Origin of the sequence: uncultured Roseobacter sp. (genome assembly GCF_947491795.1) — a bacterium.
In the GTDB taxonomy this organism is placed as follows: domain Bacteria; phylum Pseudomonadota; class Alphaproteobacteria; order Rhodobacterales; family Rhodobacteraceae; genus Roseobacter.
On sequence record NZ_CANLKW010000002.1, the window covers coordinates 803,203 to 819,185 of the forward strand.

The window sequence follows — 15,983 nt, forward strand, 5'->3', positions numbered from 1 at the left end:
ACCAAAGGATGCGCCAAACGCGGCAAAACGTATATAAGTAGAGTTGCCTAGGTAAAATTACCTATCGGTGGTCACGGGTGCCGCATCCTCGAAAAGCCGTGCTGCAATGCACAGGTTCACCAGATCTGCCACGGATGCGACATTCATCTTATCCAGAATTCTGGCCCGGTGATGATCGACCGTCCTTGGGCTGATATTCAGATGCCGCGCGACTTCTTTGCTGGAACTCTGCGCAGGGTTTGACACGAGAAACCGTGCGATTTCGTGCTCCCGGTCTGTCAGCGTTTCGAGGCGGATACGGGCGGCGCGCGAGCTTTCCTCGCTCTGGCGTGACCGGGCATCCTGGGCCAGGGCCGCCTCGATACGTTCGATCAGTTTTTCCTGCCTGAACGGCTTCTCCAGAAAATCCACAGCCCCGTATTTCATCGCCTGTACAGCCTCTGAAACACCGCCATGTCCTGTGATGAATATAACCGGCAGACGGCTTCCGCGTTCCAGAAGGTGTTTTTGAAGCTCCAGCCCTGTCATTCCAGGCAAGCCATAGTCCAGTATCATGCATCCCGGCCGGTCTGCGGCGTCGCTGTCCAGGAACGCCTGTGCAGATGCAAAAACTTCCGTTTTGTAGCCGCGGGTCCGCAAGGCACGCGACAGCGATGCTCGGATGTCATCGTCATCATCGACAATGAAAATACAGGGCTCAGACACTCTCGGCACTCCGCGTATGTACCGATGGTTTGGGGTTGAGCGCTGCAAGTGTAAAGCAGAACTGTGACCTTCCGGCGGCATCCCGCCGGTACCAGATCTCTCCACCATGCGCCTCGACGATTGTGCGACAGATCGACAGCCCCAGACCCATGCCTTCTTTTTTGGTGGTGTGGAACTGTTCGAAAACGTTGGTGCCGTCCGGAAATCCCGGACCGGTATCTGTTACGGTGATCAGCGTGCCGGTATCAGAATTCTCTGCGTGAACCGTCACGCGATTTTCTCCGTCAGAGCCCGACGCGATCGCATCCGTCGCATTGCGCAGCAGGTTGACCAGGACCTGTGCCACCTGCACTCTTGAGCCATAAACCGGATCAAGCGGTCCGATCTCGGTCACGATGCTGATCCCGGCTTCCTTGGCTTCAGGCCGCACCAGGTGGAGCGTTTGTTCTACCAGTTCTGCAAAATCAAATTCGGCTTTCTCGACAGATTCCTTTTTTACAAATCCGCGCAGAGCCTTGATGATGTCGCCTGCTCTGTGAGCGCTCTGGTCGGTTTCGCGCAGGATCGTTTCCAGCTCGTCACTGTTGTCTGTTCCGTTGCGCAACAGGCAAAGTGCCGTGTCCATATTCTGTGAAATGGCCACCAGCGGCTGATTCAGTTCGTGTGCCAGACCCGTTGCCATCTGCCCCATCGCATTGACCCGGGTGGAGTGTGACAGATCAAGGTTCAGCTGCTGGATCCGGCGCTCCGCAGCCTTGCGTTCGGTAATCTCGTCTACAGTAACAACAGCGTGCAGCGGCGCGCCTGTGTCATCGCGGATCACAATCACATTTTCGCTGATCCACAGCGGCGCACCATCTGCACGCAGATATCGTTTTTCATGTACGTATTCAGACCCACCGCCCTGTACGTCACTCAAAAACACCGTCGCTACAGGGTCATCCGCGTGCGAGATGTCATGAACGGTCAGCTGCGCAAGCCTGTTAGGTTCATACCCCAGCATTTCCGCCAGTTTTTTGTTCGCGCGAAGAATTTTTCCGGTCCGCGCTTCTATCTGGGCCATGCCCCGGGATGCCAGATCAAAGGTGCGGTCGTATTCAGTTTTCGATCTTTTCCGCTCGGCAATTGCCTGAACCAGTGTTTCATTGGCCCGGGTCAGTTCGCTGTAAGTTTTGGGCATCGGGTCCGTGGGCAGCACCTCCCCCTGTGACACAAGCGCGGAACGAACGGCAAAGGCGCGTACGGGTTTGTGGATGTAGTTGGCGAGGAACAGACCGATAAAACCCGACACAATGGCAATGGCAATGGCGATCCAGATGTTTTGCGCCCGGTTGGCCTCGATCGGACCGGTGAAATCAGACTCTGGTGCATAAACGGCAATGGTCCAGGGCAGTTCGTCACTGATCACAGGCATGATGGTAGAGACATAGGTCGATCCGCCGAACTCAAAGCGTGTGGCGACCTCGCGGTCCACAGACACGTCCCGCCCGGACAACAGACCGCTGAAGGCTGCGCGTGCCACCGGATCGTCAATTTCGGTAATGTTCACAAAGCGAAATGTGCCATCCGCGTTTTCCCGACGGATCAGATCCTGATCCGGATGCGCAATAACATCACCATTTTTATTGAGGATCACAGCGCGACCGCTTTCCCCGATGTCCAGCCGCGACAGGAAATCCGAAATCGCGTCGATGCCGATATCCACACCGACAACCCCGCGCAGCCCGCCATCGGCATTGAACACCGGAGAAGCCGCAGTGATGCCCGGTTTCTGCGACGTGAAAAAGATATAGGGATCGGTCCAGATGCTTGTCAGATCGGCCTCGGCCGCCTGAAACCAGGGCCGCGCGCGCGGGTCATAGGTGTCCTGCGGGTCGTCTTTGCGCGATACGATGGCATACTGGTTGTCCCGCCAGATCAGATCGGTTTCGCGCACGTCGCCCTCGCGCATGATGATCTTGGACCGGAAAGGGCCGGGGCCTTCGCTGCGCATCACATAGACAAAACTGCCGGATTTATCGCCGTAGAATATCCCGGCAAACTGGGGCGATATCTGTAACTGCTGAAACAGCAACTGCTCCAGCTGTTCAAAATCCTCGCTTGCAATCACGCGGTTTTCCGCAAGACGTGTGGCAAGCTCAACCGCGCCCTTGGCCGGGCTGAGAAAGCCTTTTGAGTGTTCGATGGTGTTCGTGCCCACGTCGCCCAGCAGGTCACGGGCGTGTTCCAGGAGCGCACGTTCTGACGTCACATAGGATGAAAACACCACAATCGTGACAGCAACGAATTGCAGCCCCGCCAGGCAAAGCGCAAGTAACAGACCAAGTGACAGCTTCATACGACCAGTGTTCCCGAGTTTTCGACCGATGTTAAGACCTGATTGTGCGTGGTTACACGGACATTTCGTCCAGGACAGGGCCGGGCCGGTTTTTGCCTCGCATCACAGAGCGTCAAAGGTGGCTGGGTTCAGGGCTCTGGTGACAATGAGAGTTCTTGCCTGCGGCGTGCTGTGGGTCAGGATGCAGGGCGGGCCGGGCGTTCATTTCGAGGCGGCGACGGGGGTGGCGAGCAGGGTGAGGGCGATGAGTGTACGCAGGAGGTGGAGGTAGTCGGAGAATGCTGGAAATCCACCAGAGGCTTTGCTCTGCAAAACCCGCGCTCGCCCCTCCCCGTCGCGCCAAAGACTGCCAGCTTTTAAGGCTCACCTTCAGTGAGACGAGGGCGCTTCACGCCCCCTTGAGGGCAGGCGCGAGGCTCTACTATCGGTTTCGCTGGACTAACCCACGGGAAAACCCCGATTCGAGCCGTCTATATATAGTTAGTCAGTGCGGATTGATCGCAATTTCGGGCAGCATCACTCAACGAAATCTCCTCGATTTCTTCTTCTAGCCCCTAAAATCAGGGATAAAGCTTATTGACAACACATCATATAGTGGGCTATCTAGAAGGCACCCCAGCTATGTGGGTCAATCCCCCAATTTGTCGTATAAATCGTTGACTCTGCGTTGAGAGCATTCGATGATGTCGTTGACGGTTAGAATAGACGACGCCGCTAGGCGTGCAGGCCACAGCGGCGTCTAACTCTAGCCCCGCCTTTTCCTTGGAAGGTCGTGGCGGACCCGAACAGAGTGACCGCAGTGAATCCGCTGCGACGTTGAGTGTCAAGCGACCTTTCTTAAAAAAGCGAGGTTTCGCTATGAGTACTACAAGAACCAGAACTATTGAGTGGCAAGGCGCGTCTGGCGCGCGTTATAAATATTGGATTTACCCGCTGCCGCCTAACTTCGATTCCGTTCCGGGCAACTACCTTTTTGCCAAAGAGGTTGCTCCGGGCAAGTGGAGGCCAATTTACGTTGGGCAAACGAACGATCTCAGCGAGCGCTTTGACAGCCACCATAAAGCTGCATGCTTTAAGCGCAATGGTGCCACCCATATTCATGCGCACGCTCACAGTGGTGGTGAGGCCGCCCGGCTCGCCGAAGAGCGTGACTTGAAGCTTGGGCTTAATCCAACGTGCAACGGTTGATAGAAGGTGCCGGCTGTTGACCACAGCCAGTGCTACCGCCCCCGCTTCCGTTTCACGCCCCCGCGCATACCACCCCGTCCCATTGTACTCCGGCCTGAGGCTTTCTGGGCGTCGTCCACGGCTTTTTCCACTGCATACTGCCGGGCCATCGGGTCATCCGCAATTGCCAGATCGACCGCTTCCAGCCGTTTGACCTCGTCGCGCAGGCGCGCGGCCTCCTCAAATTCCAGGTTCTCGGCGGCCTTGCGCATGTCGGTGCGCAGACCGTCCAGCACCGTCTGCAGGTTGCCGCCAGCCATCGGGTTGTCGACCTTGGCGGTCACGCGGTTCATGTCCACGTCGCCTTTGTAGAGCCCGGCCAGAATGTCCTCTACGTTCTTTTTCACCGTCGTCGGCGTGATCCCATGTTCTTCGTTATAGGCCAGCTGCTTAGCGCGGCGGCGGTTGGTTTCGCCCATCGCGCGCTCCATCGACCCGGTGATGCGGTCGGCGTACATGATCACGCGGCCCTCGGCGTTCCGCGCGGCGCGGCCGATCGTCTGGATGAGCGAGGTTTCCGAGCGCAGGAAACCCTCTTTGTCCGCATCCAGAATGGCCACCAGCCCGCATTCAGGGATATCAAGACCCTCGCGCAGCAGGTTAATCCCGATGAGCACGTCAAAAGCGCCAAGCCGCAGGTCGCGCAGGATTTCGATACGTTCGATGGTGTCGATGTCCGAGTGCATGTAGCGCACGCGGATGCCCTGTTCGTGCATGTATTCGGTCAGATCCTCGGCCATGCGTTTCGTCAGTGTGGTGACCAGCGTGCGGTAGCCATCGGCGGCGACCTTGCGGACCTCGTCCAGCAGATCGTCTACCTGCATTTCAACAGGCCGGATTTCGATTTCCGGGTCGATCAGGCCGGTGGGGCGGATGATCTGTTCGGTGAACACACCGCCGGTCTGCTCGATCTCCCAGGAGGCCGGCGTGGCGGAGACGAACACCGATTGCGGGCGCATGGCGTCCCATTCCTCGAATTTCAGCGGGCGGTTGTCCATGCAGGACGGCAGGCGGAACCCGTGTTCCGCCAGCGTGAACTTGCGCCGGTAGTCGCCTTTGTACATGCCGCCGATCTGCGGCACGGAAACATGGGATTCATCGGCGAAAACAATGGCATGATCGGGAATGAATTCAAACAAGGTGGGGGGCGGCTCGCCCGGTGCGCGCCCTGTCAGATAGCGTGAATAGTTCTCGATGCCGTTGCAGACGCCGGTCGCTTCAAGCATCTCCAGATCAAAATTGGTGCGCTGTTCCAGACGCTGCGCTTCGAGGAGTTTGCCCTCGTTCACCAGCTGATCTAGGCGGATTTTCAGCTCTTTTTTAATACCGATAACGGCCTGCTGCATGGTCGGCTTGGGTGTGACGTAGTGCGAGTTCGCATAGACGCGGATCTGGTCGAAGTTATCCGTTTTTTCGCCGGTGAGCGGATCAAATTCGGTAATGCTTTCCAGTTCCTCGCCGAAAAATGACAGCCTCCACGCGCGGTCTTCCAGGTGTGCGGGGAAAATCTCCAGACTGTCACCACGCACCCGGAACGATCCACGCTGGAACGCCTGATCATTACGACGATATTGCTGGGCCACGAGATCGGCCATGACCTGGCGCTGATCATACATCTGGCCCGTCTTCAGATCCTGGGTCATCGCGCCATAGGTCTCGACCGAACCGATACCGTAGATGCAGGAGACCGAGGCCACGATGATCACATCGTCGCGTTCGAGCAGTGCGCGGGTGGCCGAGTGGCGCATCCGGTCGATCTGTTCGTTGATCTGGCTTTCTTTCTCGATGTAGGTGTCTGATCGCGCCACATAGGCTTCGGGTTGGTAATAATCGTAGTAACTTACGAAGTATTCGACGGCGTTATCCGGGAAGAAGCCCTTAAATTCGCCGTACAATTGCGCAGCCAGTGTTTTGTTAGGGGCCAGGATGATGGCGGGGCGCTGGGTCTCTTCGATGACCTTGGCCATGGTGAAGGTTTTGCCGGTGCCCGTAGCGCCCAGCAGCACCTGGTCGCGTTCGCCGGAATTCACACCCTCTGCCAGTTCGGCGATGGCCGTGGGCTGGTCGCCCGCAGGCTCAAATTCTGTCGCCAGAACAAATTTCCGGCCACCTTCCAGCTTGGGGCGGGCGCGCACGTCAGGCGCGGGATTGGACAGAACGGCCTCTGAGCCGTCGGTGTGAGCGTAAGACATATGCAGATTCCCCGGGGTTACTGCCAAGGTGTCATGATTTGTCAGGGGTTCAAGGGGGGCGGGGTCCGGCTCCTGTCATAAAATGTCAGGAACGCTGGGATTGGTCAGTCGGTTCCGTCCGACGGATCCAGAACATCGAGCAGTTCAAAAAGCTCGCTGACGTAGGCATTCTTGTCCAGAATTTCGATGTCCGCAGAGACGTTTTTGATGATCTACTTCATCTCGATGATGTGGTTGTTGCCAACCTTGTAGATGAGGTTGTCGCGAGAAGCTGTCAGCCCTTCGACAGCGTCGTACATATGTTTGGCGCGCAACATACTGTAGTCTGCCGAAGGGACCAGAGCGAAGCCCTGCACGCTGCCACGCTCTTCCTCCATGGTTTGCGCTACTGAGATTAACCTGTTGGTCCAGAGCCGGACGTCATCGTAGTTGACCGAGGCAACGTCCGCGTCATCGGCGGCCGTTGCCTTCGCGAGCCTGCGCCGGGCTTGTCGATTGTGGCGGCATCGAAAGAAACAGGCGACGCGCCGCTTTCGTTAGCCTCTGCCAGTAACTGTTTGACATGGAGTTGTTCGTTTTTGAATTTGCCAAAGAGAGCGGCCAGTACGTCACTCTCGCTCTGGATCAGTTCAATGGTCCGGGTGTCATCAGCTACCGGTTTAGACAGCAGTTTCGTGACATATTCGGCGATATGTGTCGTAAGAAACATCCGTCGCAGTGCAGCGTCGTCCGGCGCGACTTTGTTACAGTCGCCGCCCTTTTGCACTTCGATGTCCGCGTCTTCGTGTTCTACATCGATATTTTTGCTGGCATAGGCATTGATCTCGGCCTCGGGCTTCACCGCGCCGTGGATTTCCCCGACGATTGCGATTTTCCTGTCACCGTCGTTCAGTTTCTCATCAAGCCGTTTGAGTTGCATAACCGGGAGATCAGAGCAGCCTATGGCAGTGAGACGCTGCACCGCCGGGCTCAGATCGGCCAAGGACTGCAGACCCGCGAGACGACCACCGGTTTCTCTGGACGGTTGCATGTTTTTTCCGACGCCCGTGGACTTTGTCTGCTGCGCTGGTGAGGGGAGGGCGGTTCTGGTCACGAGTTCCTGTGTTATCCGGATTACGCCATCACAGGCTGTAGGCCATTCAAGTGGCTGTCGGCGTTCCGGTTCAGCCCAGCAACCCCAGCGAGCGGAATGATGCTTCGCTGTTTTTGCCGATGATAACGTGGTCATGAACGCGCGCATCAATTGCTTCGCAGGCGCGGACGATTGCATCCGTCATGGTGATATCGGACTCGCTGGGCGAGGGATCGCCAGAGGGATGGTTGTGCACAAGGATCAGTGCTGCAGCGTTCAGTTCCAGCGCGCGTTTGACGACCTCGCGCGGGTAGACAGGTACATGGTTGATGGTGCCACGGGCCTGCTCTTCATCCGCGATCACAACATTTTTGTTGTCCAGAAACAGGATGCGGAACTGCTCCGTGTCGCGGTGCGCCATAGAGGTGCGGCAGTAATCTATCAGGTCGTCCCAACACGACAAAACACAGCGCTGCAGCACCCGGGACTGGGCCATTCGCTGGGCAAAGGCCTCGACGAGGCGCAGCTGGAAAAAGACCTTCTGGGTGGTGCCTTTGACCTGCAAAAGGCGGTGTTCAGAAGCGGCAACGACACCGTTGAGATCGCCGAAGGCCTCAAGCAGCTTTTTTGCCAGGGGTTTTACATCGATCCGCTCAATAGCGTTGCAGAGCAGCAGTTCGAGCAGTTCGTATTCCGGCATCGCTGTATGTCCGCCGGTCAGAAACCGGGTCCGCAACCGCTGCCGGTGGCCAACATAGTGCGGTGACGGCCCACCGCCGCGCGACGCGTATTCGCCTTTCCCAAGTGACTGTGTTTCAGCCCATGCCGGTATTCTGCGGTCAAGATCCTCCAGACCGCGAAGTGCTTCTTCGGAAAATCCGTGTTTCTGGCTGGTCACTGGTCACTCCTTTCCTCCGTTGGGCGCTGCCTGATATTCCCTGGCCATGGTTAGCGATTGGTTAAAAAGCACAGTGCAGGGATCTGTTTTTGGGTCTGCCAGCCGGTTCGGGCGCTTTTTGATTAAAAGGCTCACTGCTGGCTGTCACGCACGGCAAATTGCTGTCTTGCCCGCGCTGTTGAAATCCCGGATAAACGACAACAGCCAGATCAGGAGCCGATGTATGCGTGCACGTATTTTTCAGCCAGCCAAAACCGCCATGTCGTCTGGAATGGCGAAAACCCATACATGGGTGCTTGAGTATGCGCCTGCGTCGTCACGTGAGGTTGATCCACTCATGGGCTGGACTTCATCGGATGATACGCAAAGCCAGGTACGCATGCGCTTTAAAACACGCGAGGAAGCTGTGGAATATGCCCGGGACAATGGGATCACTGCCGACGTAATGGAACCGAAAAAACGCAGCGCAAATATACGTCCGGGCGGCTATGGAGAAAACTTTGCGACCAACCGTCGTGGGGCGTGGACGCACTGATGCAGCCCGCAGTCGTCCGTGCAGATGCGCGGGACGCGGATGTAGCACTTCTTTTGGGGCGGCACTTTGAATTGATGCGCTCCCAGTCTCCGCCGGAGAGTTGTCACGTGTTGCCAGCCGATGCGCTGGACCACCCGGATATATCCATGTTCGCCCTGCGGGTAGACAATGTTGCTGTCGCAATCGGTGCCTTGCGGCGTTTCAGAGAAACCGACGGCGAACTGAAGTCCATGCACACGGCACAGGAACACAGGGGCAGGGGCTATGCCCGTGCTCTGTTGCAAGGCTTGATCCGTCACTCCCGGGATGTCGGCGTGCGGGACCTCTGGCTCGAGACAGGCGCGGGACCGGAACACTCGGCGGCGCGTTCGCTCTATGCTTCTGAAGGCTTCGCTGTCTGTGCCCCGTTCTGGACATATACCAAGGACCCGCTCAGCATTTTCATGACACGCGGGATCTGAGGCTTGCGCGACGCGGCAGGCTGCGGCATGTACGGGGCAGCGGTCCCTTAGCTCAACTGGATAGAGCAGCTGACTTCTAATCAGCAGGTTGAGGGTTCGAGTCCTTCAGGGATCGCCATAGTTTCATTCGGCCGGCGGCCATACAGACCGACAGCCAAAGAGATGTATTCCGGTCAGCCTTCATCTGCTTGGTATCATTGCAGCAGAAAGCCGTCCTCCCTGAACCTGCGGTACTCCGCTGTCTGAGGCTGTTTGCCGGCCGTTTTGATCACCTTGTCGGGCGGTCGGTCCATTGGGCGCTCAGTTTCCCATTTTCGTTCCCGCGAATTCCAGTCTTTCCAAATTGAAGCCCGACTGATCGAGGTTTCCGTCATTGTTGCACCAGACCAGTACGACCTGAACCCGCGAATATGGGCTCAGTTTCTGTCGGGTAACGGCCTGACAAAGAAAGCAAACATCCGCAGTTGTGGCATCGAAATTCATGCTCCGCTGAAGCTGACATCACTCCTTCAGGACGGGCATTACCCGAAACGATTCTAAGAAAGGTTGATTTTTGAAGCGCTTAGTGAGACGTTAACCATATTTAATATCGACGGATACTTTCATTTGACCGATACGACAATTCAGCAAGAAATCCGAAAAAGTAACGTGCGAATTTTCGTCACATATTTTGTGGTCGGCCTGTACAGCGTTTCAGCGGTGGGCATTACGATCTTCCTGATGGCCACCAAACAGACTGAACTGGCCCTCGGTGTTTTCAACGGGCTTGCAACTCTGTCCGCGGGCATCGCCGGTTTTTGGTTCGGCAGTCGCGGCAGTGGCTTTCCCAATGGCGAACCTGGCAAGCCCGAAGACCTCAAACCTGAGGAAGCGGTTGTTATCGGTCCCGAGAACGGAACGTCGCACAGACCGGTGCATGAGAATGAGCCTGCGCTTGCAGCAAATACGATTGATGATGAGTCCCCCAAAATTGATCTGACCTGACATTCACAAGGAGACCTTCGATGCTGCGATTTCACAGGTTTTTTGCGATGGCGCTGAGCAGCCTGGTATTTTCCGGGTGCAGTGTCATAGACAGCAACAGGGCAGGAACTGTGTTTCTGGGGGCGAACGGACAGCCGGCAGCTACACAGTTTATTGGCACCTATTCATTACCCCGGCGCCTGATGAGTTTTGAGGTTCTTGGAACGTCAACCAGAATGCACCAGTCGACCGCTTTCAGCGTAAAAAGGGACCCGGCATCAGACTTACTTGTGCCGGATGCGAGTTCCGCATTCCGCTACACGATCAACTACAAACCATCGCGCTTCTCCAAAGACAAAGTCGATGTCAAAATTGATAACCAGATACTGCAGTCCATAACGACATCGACGGAAGACCAGTCTGGCCGCGCGCTGATTGATCTGGCGGAAGCCTTCGGGCGCATTTCGCGTCTCGGTTCGGGCCTTGGCCTTGATACTCCAGGTGCCGGTGCTGGTGATGAGACGAAGATCGACAAGACCGTAGGCATAGTCCGGCTGGATCCGACAGATCCGGCAAGCCTCGCCAGGGCGCAAAATTTGTTGCGTGGCCATCTCGAGATACAAGTTACACCGTCGCCAAGGCCTGTTGTCACGTTACCTGCCTGCAACCATTCTGTGTGCTTCCGCCCGCTGACCTCAGTGGTGGTCACTTTCCGTGACAGAAAGTCGGGCAATGTAATCGAGTTTGCCGCATCCGTACCGGACCCGCATCAGATAGAAGGTCTGGACATCGAACGGTCCCCCTTTATCAAGCGTGACACTATTCTGACTTTTGCGGATGGCTCCCCAAAGTCGATAGACGTGACCAAACCGAGCGAAGTTGCGGCGGCCGCATTGTTGCCACTCGCGGTTGTCGAGGCGGTTTTCAAGGGAGTGAACGACGCAGTTCAGTCGCTGCTCGGCCTGAAAAAGAACGATCTGGCCGCGCAGGCTGATCTTTTGAACGCTCAGGCGAGCATGCTGAAAGCCCTCGCCGCATATCGAAAAACTTACAGCGAAACTTTTCCAAATGGTGTCGACAGCGGCGGCGGAAACTCACCCTCCCTCGACACGGTCGGAAGCGAAATAAATGCTGAAGATGACGACAGCGACAGTCCCGGGCTTGAAGGTTGACCGTTAACCAGGAGGTTCAGAATGGCCAGACTTAATCACACTTCGCTCGTGAAGTATGCAAGCCAGCACATGAAACCCCGGCCACGGTCGCTTTCCACGCGCACATTAGTGCAGGCTTCTGACCCGGATATGGAGATTCCGACAAAGGATCAGTTAATATCAATCGTTGATGCAATTCGGCCAAGGATGCCGAATGGATCGGAATACACCCAGAATGGAAAATTTGATTGTGATGATTTTGCGTTCTCTTTCAAGGGACTGGTGACCCAATGGTATCAGGAAAACCGCCCGAACGACCTGCCATTCGCGATTGGGATCGGATGGGGCCAGTTTTCCAGTTTCAGTCCTGATGAATATCATGCGCTGAACTGGGTTTTCCTGGCCGACGATCGCAAACTCTACTGGATAGAACCACAAATGATTGCGTCTGATCCTCTTGATCGCGCTATGTCTCAGTTTTCGAAAACAGGTGACAGAGTAAACTTACTCATTGTCTGAACTGTCACTGACTTTGCCGGATATTTGGGAGCTTCGACGGGCTGCCTGCGGAACAAGTCAGCTTTTTGCAGGCAGGAAATTTTTACAAATGGCGAGATTTTGGCCGGTCAGGGCAGCATATTCCATCGAATACAAAACCGGAGTTCGTACACTCAGTAACCTTCGGCAATTGCGAATTCCTGGGCAGAAGTGCTGTTTGCATTTATGATGACTGCAACAGCTATGTTTCAATACAGAGATTCCGGCAAAGCTCCCTGAGCAATAATTGCTTTGCATGTTCGTGGCGGTTACACAAAAAAAGATTGGGCTTGAGAGCTGTCAGAATAGTGATTTTCACGGGTTATTGACAAGTGTATAGCTTTTCACTCTTGGTCCGAAACGTCCTTTTTCTGCACTGAACGCGCATTTAAAAGGGCTGAGGCTGTTGTGATTTCTGTCTTCTGCCAAAGGCTGATATACCAGTGATACAGTTCTCCGGTCAGAATTCATCCCAACCGTTCAAATCTGTGGCGAGGTTGCCAGAAACCGGAGCTGGCGCGGCCTTGGTTTGCTTTGGTCCTTCTTCAGTGAGAGCAGTCGGCCGGATTGATATCTGATCTTCGCCGGTTTTGAAGCGGGACGCAGATTGTTTGAGCCCGTCGGCTTCATTCGAAAGCAAGCTGCTGGCGGCTGCGACTTCTTCAAAGGACGCTGCCTGTTTCTGCGTGTTCTGGTCTATTTGTGAAACAGCACTGTTGATTTCTCCAATCCCGTGGACCTGCTCAGATATTGCCCCCGAAATCTGCTCGATCCGCTCTGATACGCCAACGACGCTTTCGGAAATTCTCTCCAGAGATTCCTGCGCGCTGGTAACTCTCGAAACGCCTTCCGAAACAGCGCTGTCGCTTCTCGCGATTACCTGGTCGATCTCTTTAGCTGCCTCTCCGGCCCGCTGAGCAAGTTGCCTTACTTCAGAGGCCACTACAGAGAAACCCCGACCCGCCTCTCCGGCCCGGGCAGCTTCTACTCCCGCGTTGAGAGCCAAAAGGTTAATCTGGAAAGCGATATCGTTGATAACGGTTACCACTTTTGCAATTTCGCTCGAGGCGTCTGAAATCCGGCTCATGGCTTCGGCGGCGTTTGCCGCAACTGTACTGCTCGATTTGGCTGTTTCGCTGGCGACGCTGGCGTTTGTATTTGCATCCGCGACGTTTTCGCTGACCTGCTTAATACTGGCGGTAAGCTCCTCAAGAGCCGCAGATGTTTCTTCGAGCGATGCCGCGTTTTGTTCGGCCTGTCTTGACAAAACGTTGGATGTATCCCGCAATTCACCCGATGACATTGACAGGTTCTCGGTGCTTCCGGCGATTTCGCCGACAAGAGACCGCAGTGCGTCTATCATCGCGTTTGTGTTGCCCTGAAGCTCTTTGAATGCACCACGGAAGTCACCTTCCATTCGTTCGGTGAGATCGCCCCGGGCCACCCGTTCGAGCATCTGACCTGTTGCCGCAAGTCCGGTATCTACGCTGTCCACAAGTGTGTTTACGCCGGACGCGAGAGCTGACAGCTCCTCATCAGTGAAGTCAGCGTCGACCCGCTTTGAAAAGTCGCCGGAAGACGCGGCGTGAACGACTTTTCCCAGTGATGTGCTGAGTTCTGCGATCATCGCCTTGCGGTCGAGCTCGGCCTGTTGTCGCGCTTCCTCGTCCCTTTCTTCCTGTGCCAGCCGCATGTTCTCAGCTTGTTTCCGGCGTTGAGTTTCCGCGGCTTTTTCCTGCTCAGCGGCGGCTATGGCAGCTTTGCCGTTCGCTTTGAAAACTTCCAGTGCCTGAGCCATCCGACCAATTTCATTGTCGTGTTCGATCCCGGTCACTTCTGTTTCGAGATCGCCGTCCGCAATGCGTGACATTACAGCTACCGCTTTTTCAACATCTCCGGAAATCCGTGACGAAATCTGACGTGATATCCGCCATCCGACGACGACGATCATCGCGGCTGCAACACAGATTGATATCACAGCCCATAGAGCGATTGTCTGACCGCGGGGCCCCAGAGTGTTCTGGCGGGCCGTTGCGGCGTCTATGACCTGCTCAACGTCAGCTACGATTTTGGGCCCCAGCTCGTCCATAACGGCGCGGGCTGCCACTTTGGTTTGTACAGCTTCACCCAGTAATGCAGCCCTGTTCACAAAGCTCATCAGGTCCTGAAACGCCTGATCCGTTAAAGAAATAAGGCTCCCATCCTGCAATTCCGCTCTGAGCGTTCGCAGTTCCTGAGTTGCCCGCCGCATTTCTGATATGGACCTGTCCAGGTGTTCTTTCTGTTCCGTTTGCCGGAAAGTACGCAAATAGTAGCGCCCGAGCAGCAGTGCCTCCTGGGCGCGGCCAGCAAAGTACGCACCAGACACATTCCCGGTTTCATAAGCGTTTGTCATGATATCTGTAAGGGCTTTTCGGGCGGACAATCCGCTGGCCACGATTTCCGCTTCGACCGACATATACTGATCATGTGCGGAGAGAGTGATATCGAACTGGGTCTCATATTCTGCCAGCTCTGCCTCCAGATTGGCGAATACTTCTTCAATACCGGCTGCGGCCCAATTCAGATCTTTGAGGTCGGCCTCAGCTGTTTTGAGCTCCTCCATATTGTCGCGAAACTCTTCGATCAGCGCTGCGTCGGGATCAATCCGCCATTTGAGCGCGGCCATCCGGGCCTCGAATACGTCCTCGAATACGGCGCCGGCGAACAGCGTGCTGCGCGCTGTCTCGCGATACTCAGTAAATGTGGTTCTGATCAGCAGAGTGGTTACGATGGCGACCAGAGAGAGAGCAAGCAGACCTGAGAGCAGGAGAGTGCTGATTGAAGAAATCTGGCGCGAGATCGGTTGGGAGGACGTCATCTTCATTTGTCTTTCGCGTAGGCGCATCCAGGTGAAATGCAGCACGAAAAGTAGTCTGAAAGGATTACGAAGTCGTAAATCGGGAACAGGTGGGCCCGGGAATGCCGAAGCTGAGCGGCGAGTTATACGCGGCTGTGTCGTTGCGAGCGGTCGGGGTCATACGTGTTCAGGACAGAGCAGGTCTTTGTCATTTCCGTAAAAAAATACACCCATCGCGGCGCGCCATGTACGCATTCCGTGAGATCGAGACGATATCCCCCCTCAATCGAGATCAGGATGCGCGGTGACTTTGGATCGGCTTCGATTTTCCGCCGGATCCGCCAGACATGCGTTTCCAGCGCATGGGTTTCCGCGGCTGGATGGTATCCCAGTACTTCCTGCATCAAACGCTCCCGGTTGCAGCCGTCCTGGAGGCGCAACAAAAATTTCAGCAAAGCGGTTTCGGTTTTTGTCAGCATCCTGCTGCCTCATTCAGATGTTCAGATGGGGTTTTCCGGTCCTTGCAGGCTGAGGGTCTGTTCCTGATGTGGGTTCGGACATCAGGCACAGTTTCAGGGGCTGCGATGCCGTCCGGCCACAGGGGTGTCTCGGTAGCAACCGGAGACTTTCGTGGACCAAACGGAATTGCCCGGGCGCAGTCCAGGCTTGCCACCGGATGCGGAACCCGAAGAAAAATCAGGCATCTGTGCGCTTCTTGCCCGGTTGGATTGACCGAGTGCGGCGGCACCTTTGAAACGTTCGCAAACATCCCGCGCTGCTCAGTGTGCGCAGGGGTCCGCTCCGTACGTCCGGGTGTCACCAACGTTGGGATGATGTGTCTGTATGCCAAATGCTCTGCCCTTACCTTGCCGCGGTTTCGCGGCGTTAAAGGTACGATGCATCGTGCAGGCAGTTGGTTACGGCGTGAGAGAGAAAATTGTTGTCGGGTATCTGTCCGTTCGGCGCCAGGGCGCGCAGAACACTGGCTGAGACGTAAAGCTGTGGAGGGCGGCCCCGCCGGGCAGTACGCCCGCCCGGAACCATGCTGATCCGCAGACAGGTGCG

General features: G+C 55.9%; 13 protein-coding genes and 1 tRNA gene. 7 read left to right on the forward strand and 7 right to left on the reverse strand.

Annotated features, from left to right (window positions below; all coding sequences use genetic code 11):
* Nucleotides 1–57: 57 nt before the first annotated feature.
* On the reverse strand, nucleotides 58–705 hold the full coding sequence (locus Q1A34_RS10820) for a response regulator (protein WP_366942825.1): 648 nt from the start codon (nucleotides 703–705) through the stop codon (nucleotides 58–60).
* The gene (locus Q1A34_RS10825; RefSeq protein WP_300033659.1) at nucleotides 698–3,043 is read right to left on the reverse strand and encodes a cache domain-containing protein; all 2,346 of its coding nucleotides are present in this window, start codon (nucleotides 3,041–3,043) and stop codon (nucleotides 698–700) included. The genes Q1A34_RS10820 and Q1A34_RS10825 overlap by 8 nt, the downstream gene beginning before the upstream one ends.
* An 858-nt stretch (nucleotides 3,044–3,901) precedes the next feature.
* Between Q1A34_RS10825 and Q1A34_RS10830 the strand changes: the two genes are divergently transcribed.
* Complete coding sequence (locus Q1A34_RS10830) at nucleotides 3,902–4,231, forward strand: GIY-YIG nuclease family protein (protein ID WP_300033660.1); 330 nt, start codon at nucleotides 3,902–3,904, stop codon at nucleotides 4,229–4,231.
* 32 nt (nucleotides 4,232–4,263) lie between these two features.
* Here Q1A34_RS10830 and uvrB read toward each other — a convergent pair whose 3' ends face one another.
* The 3 genes from uvrB to radC form a co-directional block, all read right to left on the reverse strand.
* Nucleotides 4,264–6,462 carry an excinuclease ABC subunit UvrB gene (gene uvrB, locus Q1A34_RS10835; protein WP_300033661.1) on the reverse strand — a complete coding sequence of 733 codons (2,199 nt, stop codon included), beginning with the start codon at nucleotides 6,460–6,462 and terminating at the stop codon, nucleotides 4,264–4,266.
* Nucleotides 6,463–6,856: 394 nt separating this feature from the next.
* Nucleotides 6,857–7,492, reverse strand: a complete 636-nt coding sequence (locus Q1A34_RS10840) for a hypothetical protein (protein WP_300033662.1) — start codon at nucleotides 7,490–7,492, stop codon at nucleotides 6,857–6,859.
* Nucleotides 7,493–7,625: 133 nt separating this feature from the next.
* Complete coding sequence (radC, locus tag Q1A34_RS10845; RefSeq protein ID WP_300033663.1) at nucleotides 7,626–8,432, reverse strand: DNA repair protein RadC; 807 nt, start codon at nucleotides 8,430–8,432, stop codon at nucleotides 7,626–7,628.
* A gap of 223 nt (nucleotides 8,433–8,655) precedes the next feature.
* Between radC and Q1A34_RS10850 the strand changes: the two genes are divergently transcribed.
* The 6 genes from Q1A34_RS10850 (at nucleotide 8,656) to Q1A34_RS10875 (ending at nucleotide 12,061) form a co-directional block, all read left to right on the forward strand.
* Nucleotides 8,656–8,967: an ETC complex I subunit gene (locus Q1A34_RS10850; RefSeq protein ID WP_300033665.1), complete on the forward strand. Its 312-nt coding sequence runs from the start codon at nucleotides 8,656–8,658 to the stop codon at nucleotides 8,965–8,967.
* A complete protein-coding gene (locus tag Q1A34_RS10855) occupies nucleotides 8,967–9,428 on the forward strand; it encodes a GNAT family N-acetyltransferase (protein WP_300033667.1) in 462 nt (153 codons plus the stop codon). Before Q1A34_RS10850 ends, Q1A34_RS10855 begins: the two co-directional genes overlap by 1 nt.
* 41 nt (nucleotides 9,429–9,469) lie before the next feature.
* Nucleotides 9,470–9,546, forward strand: a tRNA-Arg gene (locus Q1A34_RS10860).
* Nucleotides 9,547–10,034: 488 nt separating this feature from the next.
* Nucleotides 10,035–10,412 (forward strand): hypothetical protein, encoded by a 378-nt coding sequence (locus Q1A34_RS10865; RefSeq protein ID WP_300033669.1) that lies wholly within the window; start codon nucleotides 10,035–10,037, stop codon nucleotides 10,410–10,412.
* 20 nt (nucleotides 10,413–10,432) lie between these two features.
* Nucleotides 10,433–11,563: a hypothetical protein gene (locus Q1A34_RS10870; protein ID WP_300033671.1), complete on the forward strand. Its 1,131-nt coding sequence runs from the start codon at nucleotides 10,433–10,435 to the stop codon at nucleotides 11,561–11,563.
* A gap of 21 nt (nucleotides 11,564–11,584) precedes the next feature.
* Nucleotides 11,585–12,061: a lectin MOA-related protein gene (locus Q1A34_RS10875; protein WP_300033673.1), complete on the forward strand. Its 477-nt coding sequence runs from the start codon at nucleotides 11,585–11,587 to the stop codon at nucleotides 12,059–12,061.
* Between the two features lie 478 nt (nucleotides 12,062–12,539).
* On the opposite strand, the gene Q1A34_RS10880 is transcribed toward Q1A34_RS10875, so the two are convergent.
* On the reverse strand, nucleotides 12,540–14,939 hold the full coding sequence (locus tag Q1A34_RS10880; protein WP_300033675.1) for a methyl-accepting chemotaxis protein: 2,400 nt from the start codon (nucleotides 14,937–14,939) through the stop codon (nucleotides 12,540–12,542).
* A 122-nt stretch (nucleotides 14,940–15,061) separates the two neighbouring features.
* Entirely contained in the window at nucleotides 15,062–15,397 is a 336-nt protein-coding gene (locus tag Q1A34_RS10885; protein ID WP_300033678.1) for a helix-turn-helix domain-containing protein, read from the reverse strand.
* Between the last annotated feature and the right edge of the window lie 586 nt (nucleotides 15,398–15,983).

Coding starts and splice junctions, on each gene's coding strand:
- Q1A34_RS10850 (WP_300033665.1), top strand. CDS start 8,656: ATGCGTGCACGTATTTTTCAGCCAGCCAAAACCGCCATGTCGTCTGGA.
- Q1A34_RS10885 (WP_300033678.1), bottom strand. CDS start 15,397: ATGCTGACAAAAACCGAAACCGCTTTGCTGAAATTTTTGTTGCGCCTC.
- Q1A34_RS10830 (WP_300033660.1), top strand. CDS start 3,902: ATGAGTACTACAAGAACCAGAACTATTGAGTGGCAAGGCGCGTCTGGC.
- Q1A34_RS10825 (WP_300033659.1), bottom strand. CDS start 3,043: ATGAAGCTGTCACTTGGTCTGTTACTTGCGCTTTGCCTGGCGGGGCTG.
- uvrB (WP_300033661.1), bottom strand. CDS start 6,462: ATGTCTTACGCTCACACCGACGGCTCAGAGGCCGTTCTGTCCAATCCC.
- Q1A34_RS10840 (WP_300033662.1), bottom strand. CDS start 7,492: ATGCAACCGTCCAGAGAAACCGGTGGTCGTCTCGCGGGTCTGCAGTCC.
- Q1A34_RS10875 (WP_300033673.1), top strand. CDS start 11,585: ATGGCCAGACTTAATCACACTTCGCTCGTGAAGTATGCAAGCCAGCAC.
- Q1A34_RS10870 (WP_300033671.1), top strand. CDS start 10,433: ATGCTGCGATTTCACAGGTTTTTTGCGATGGCGCTGAGCAGCCTGGTA.
- Q1A34_RS10855 (WP_300033667.1), top strand. CDS start 8,967: ATGCAGCCCGCAGTCGTCCGTGCAGATGCGCGGGACGCGGATGTAGCA.
- Q1A34_RS10880 (WP_300033675.1), bottom strand. CDS start 14,939: ATGACGTCCTCCCAACCGATCTCGCGCCAGATTTCTTCAATCAGCACT.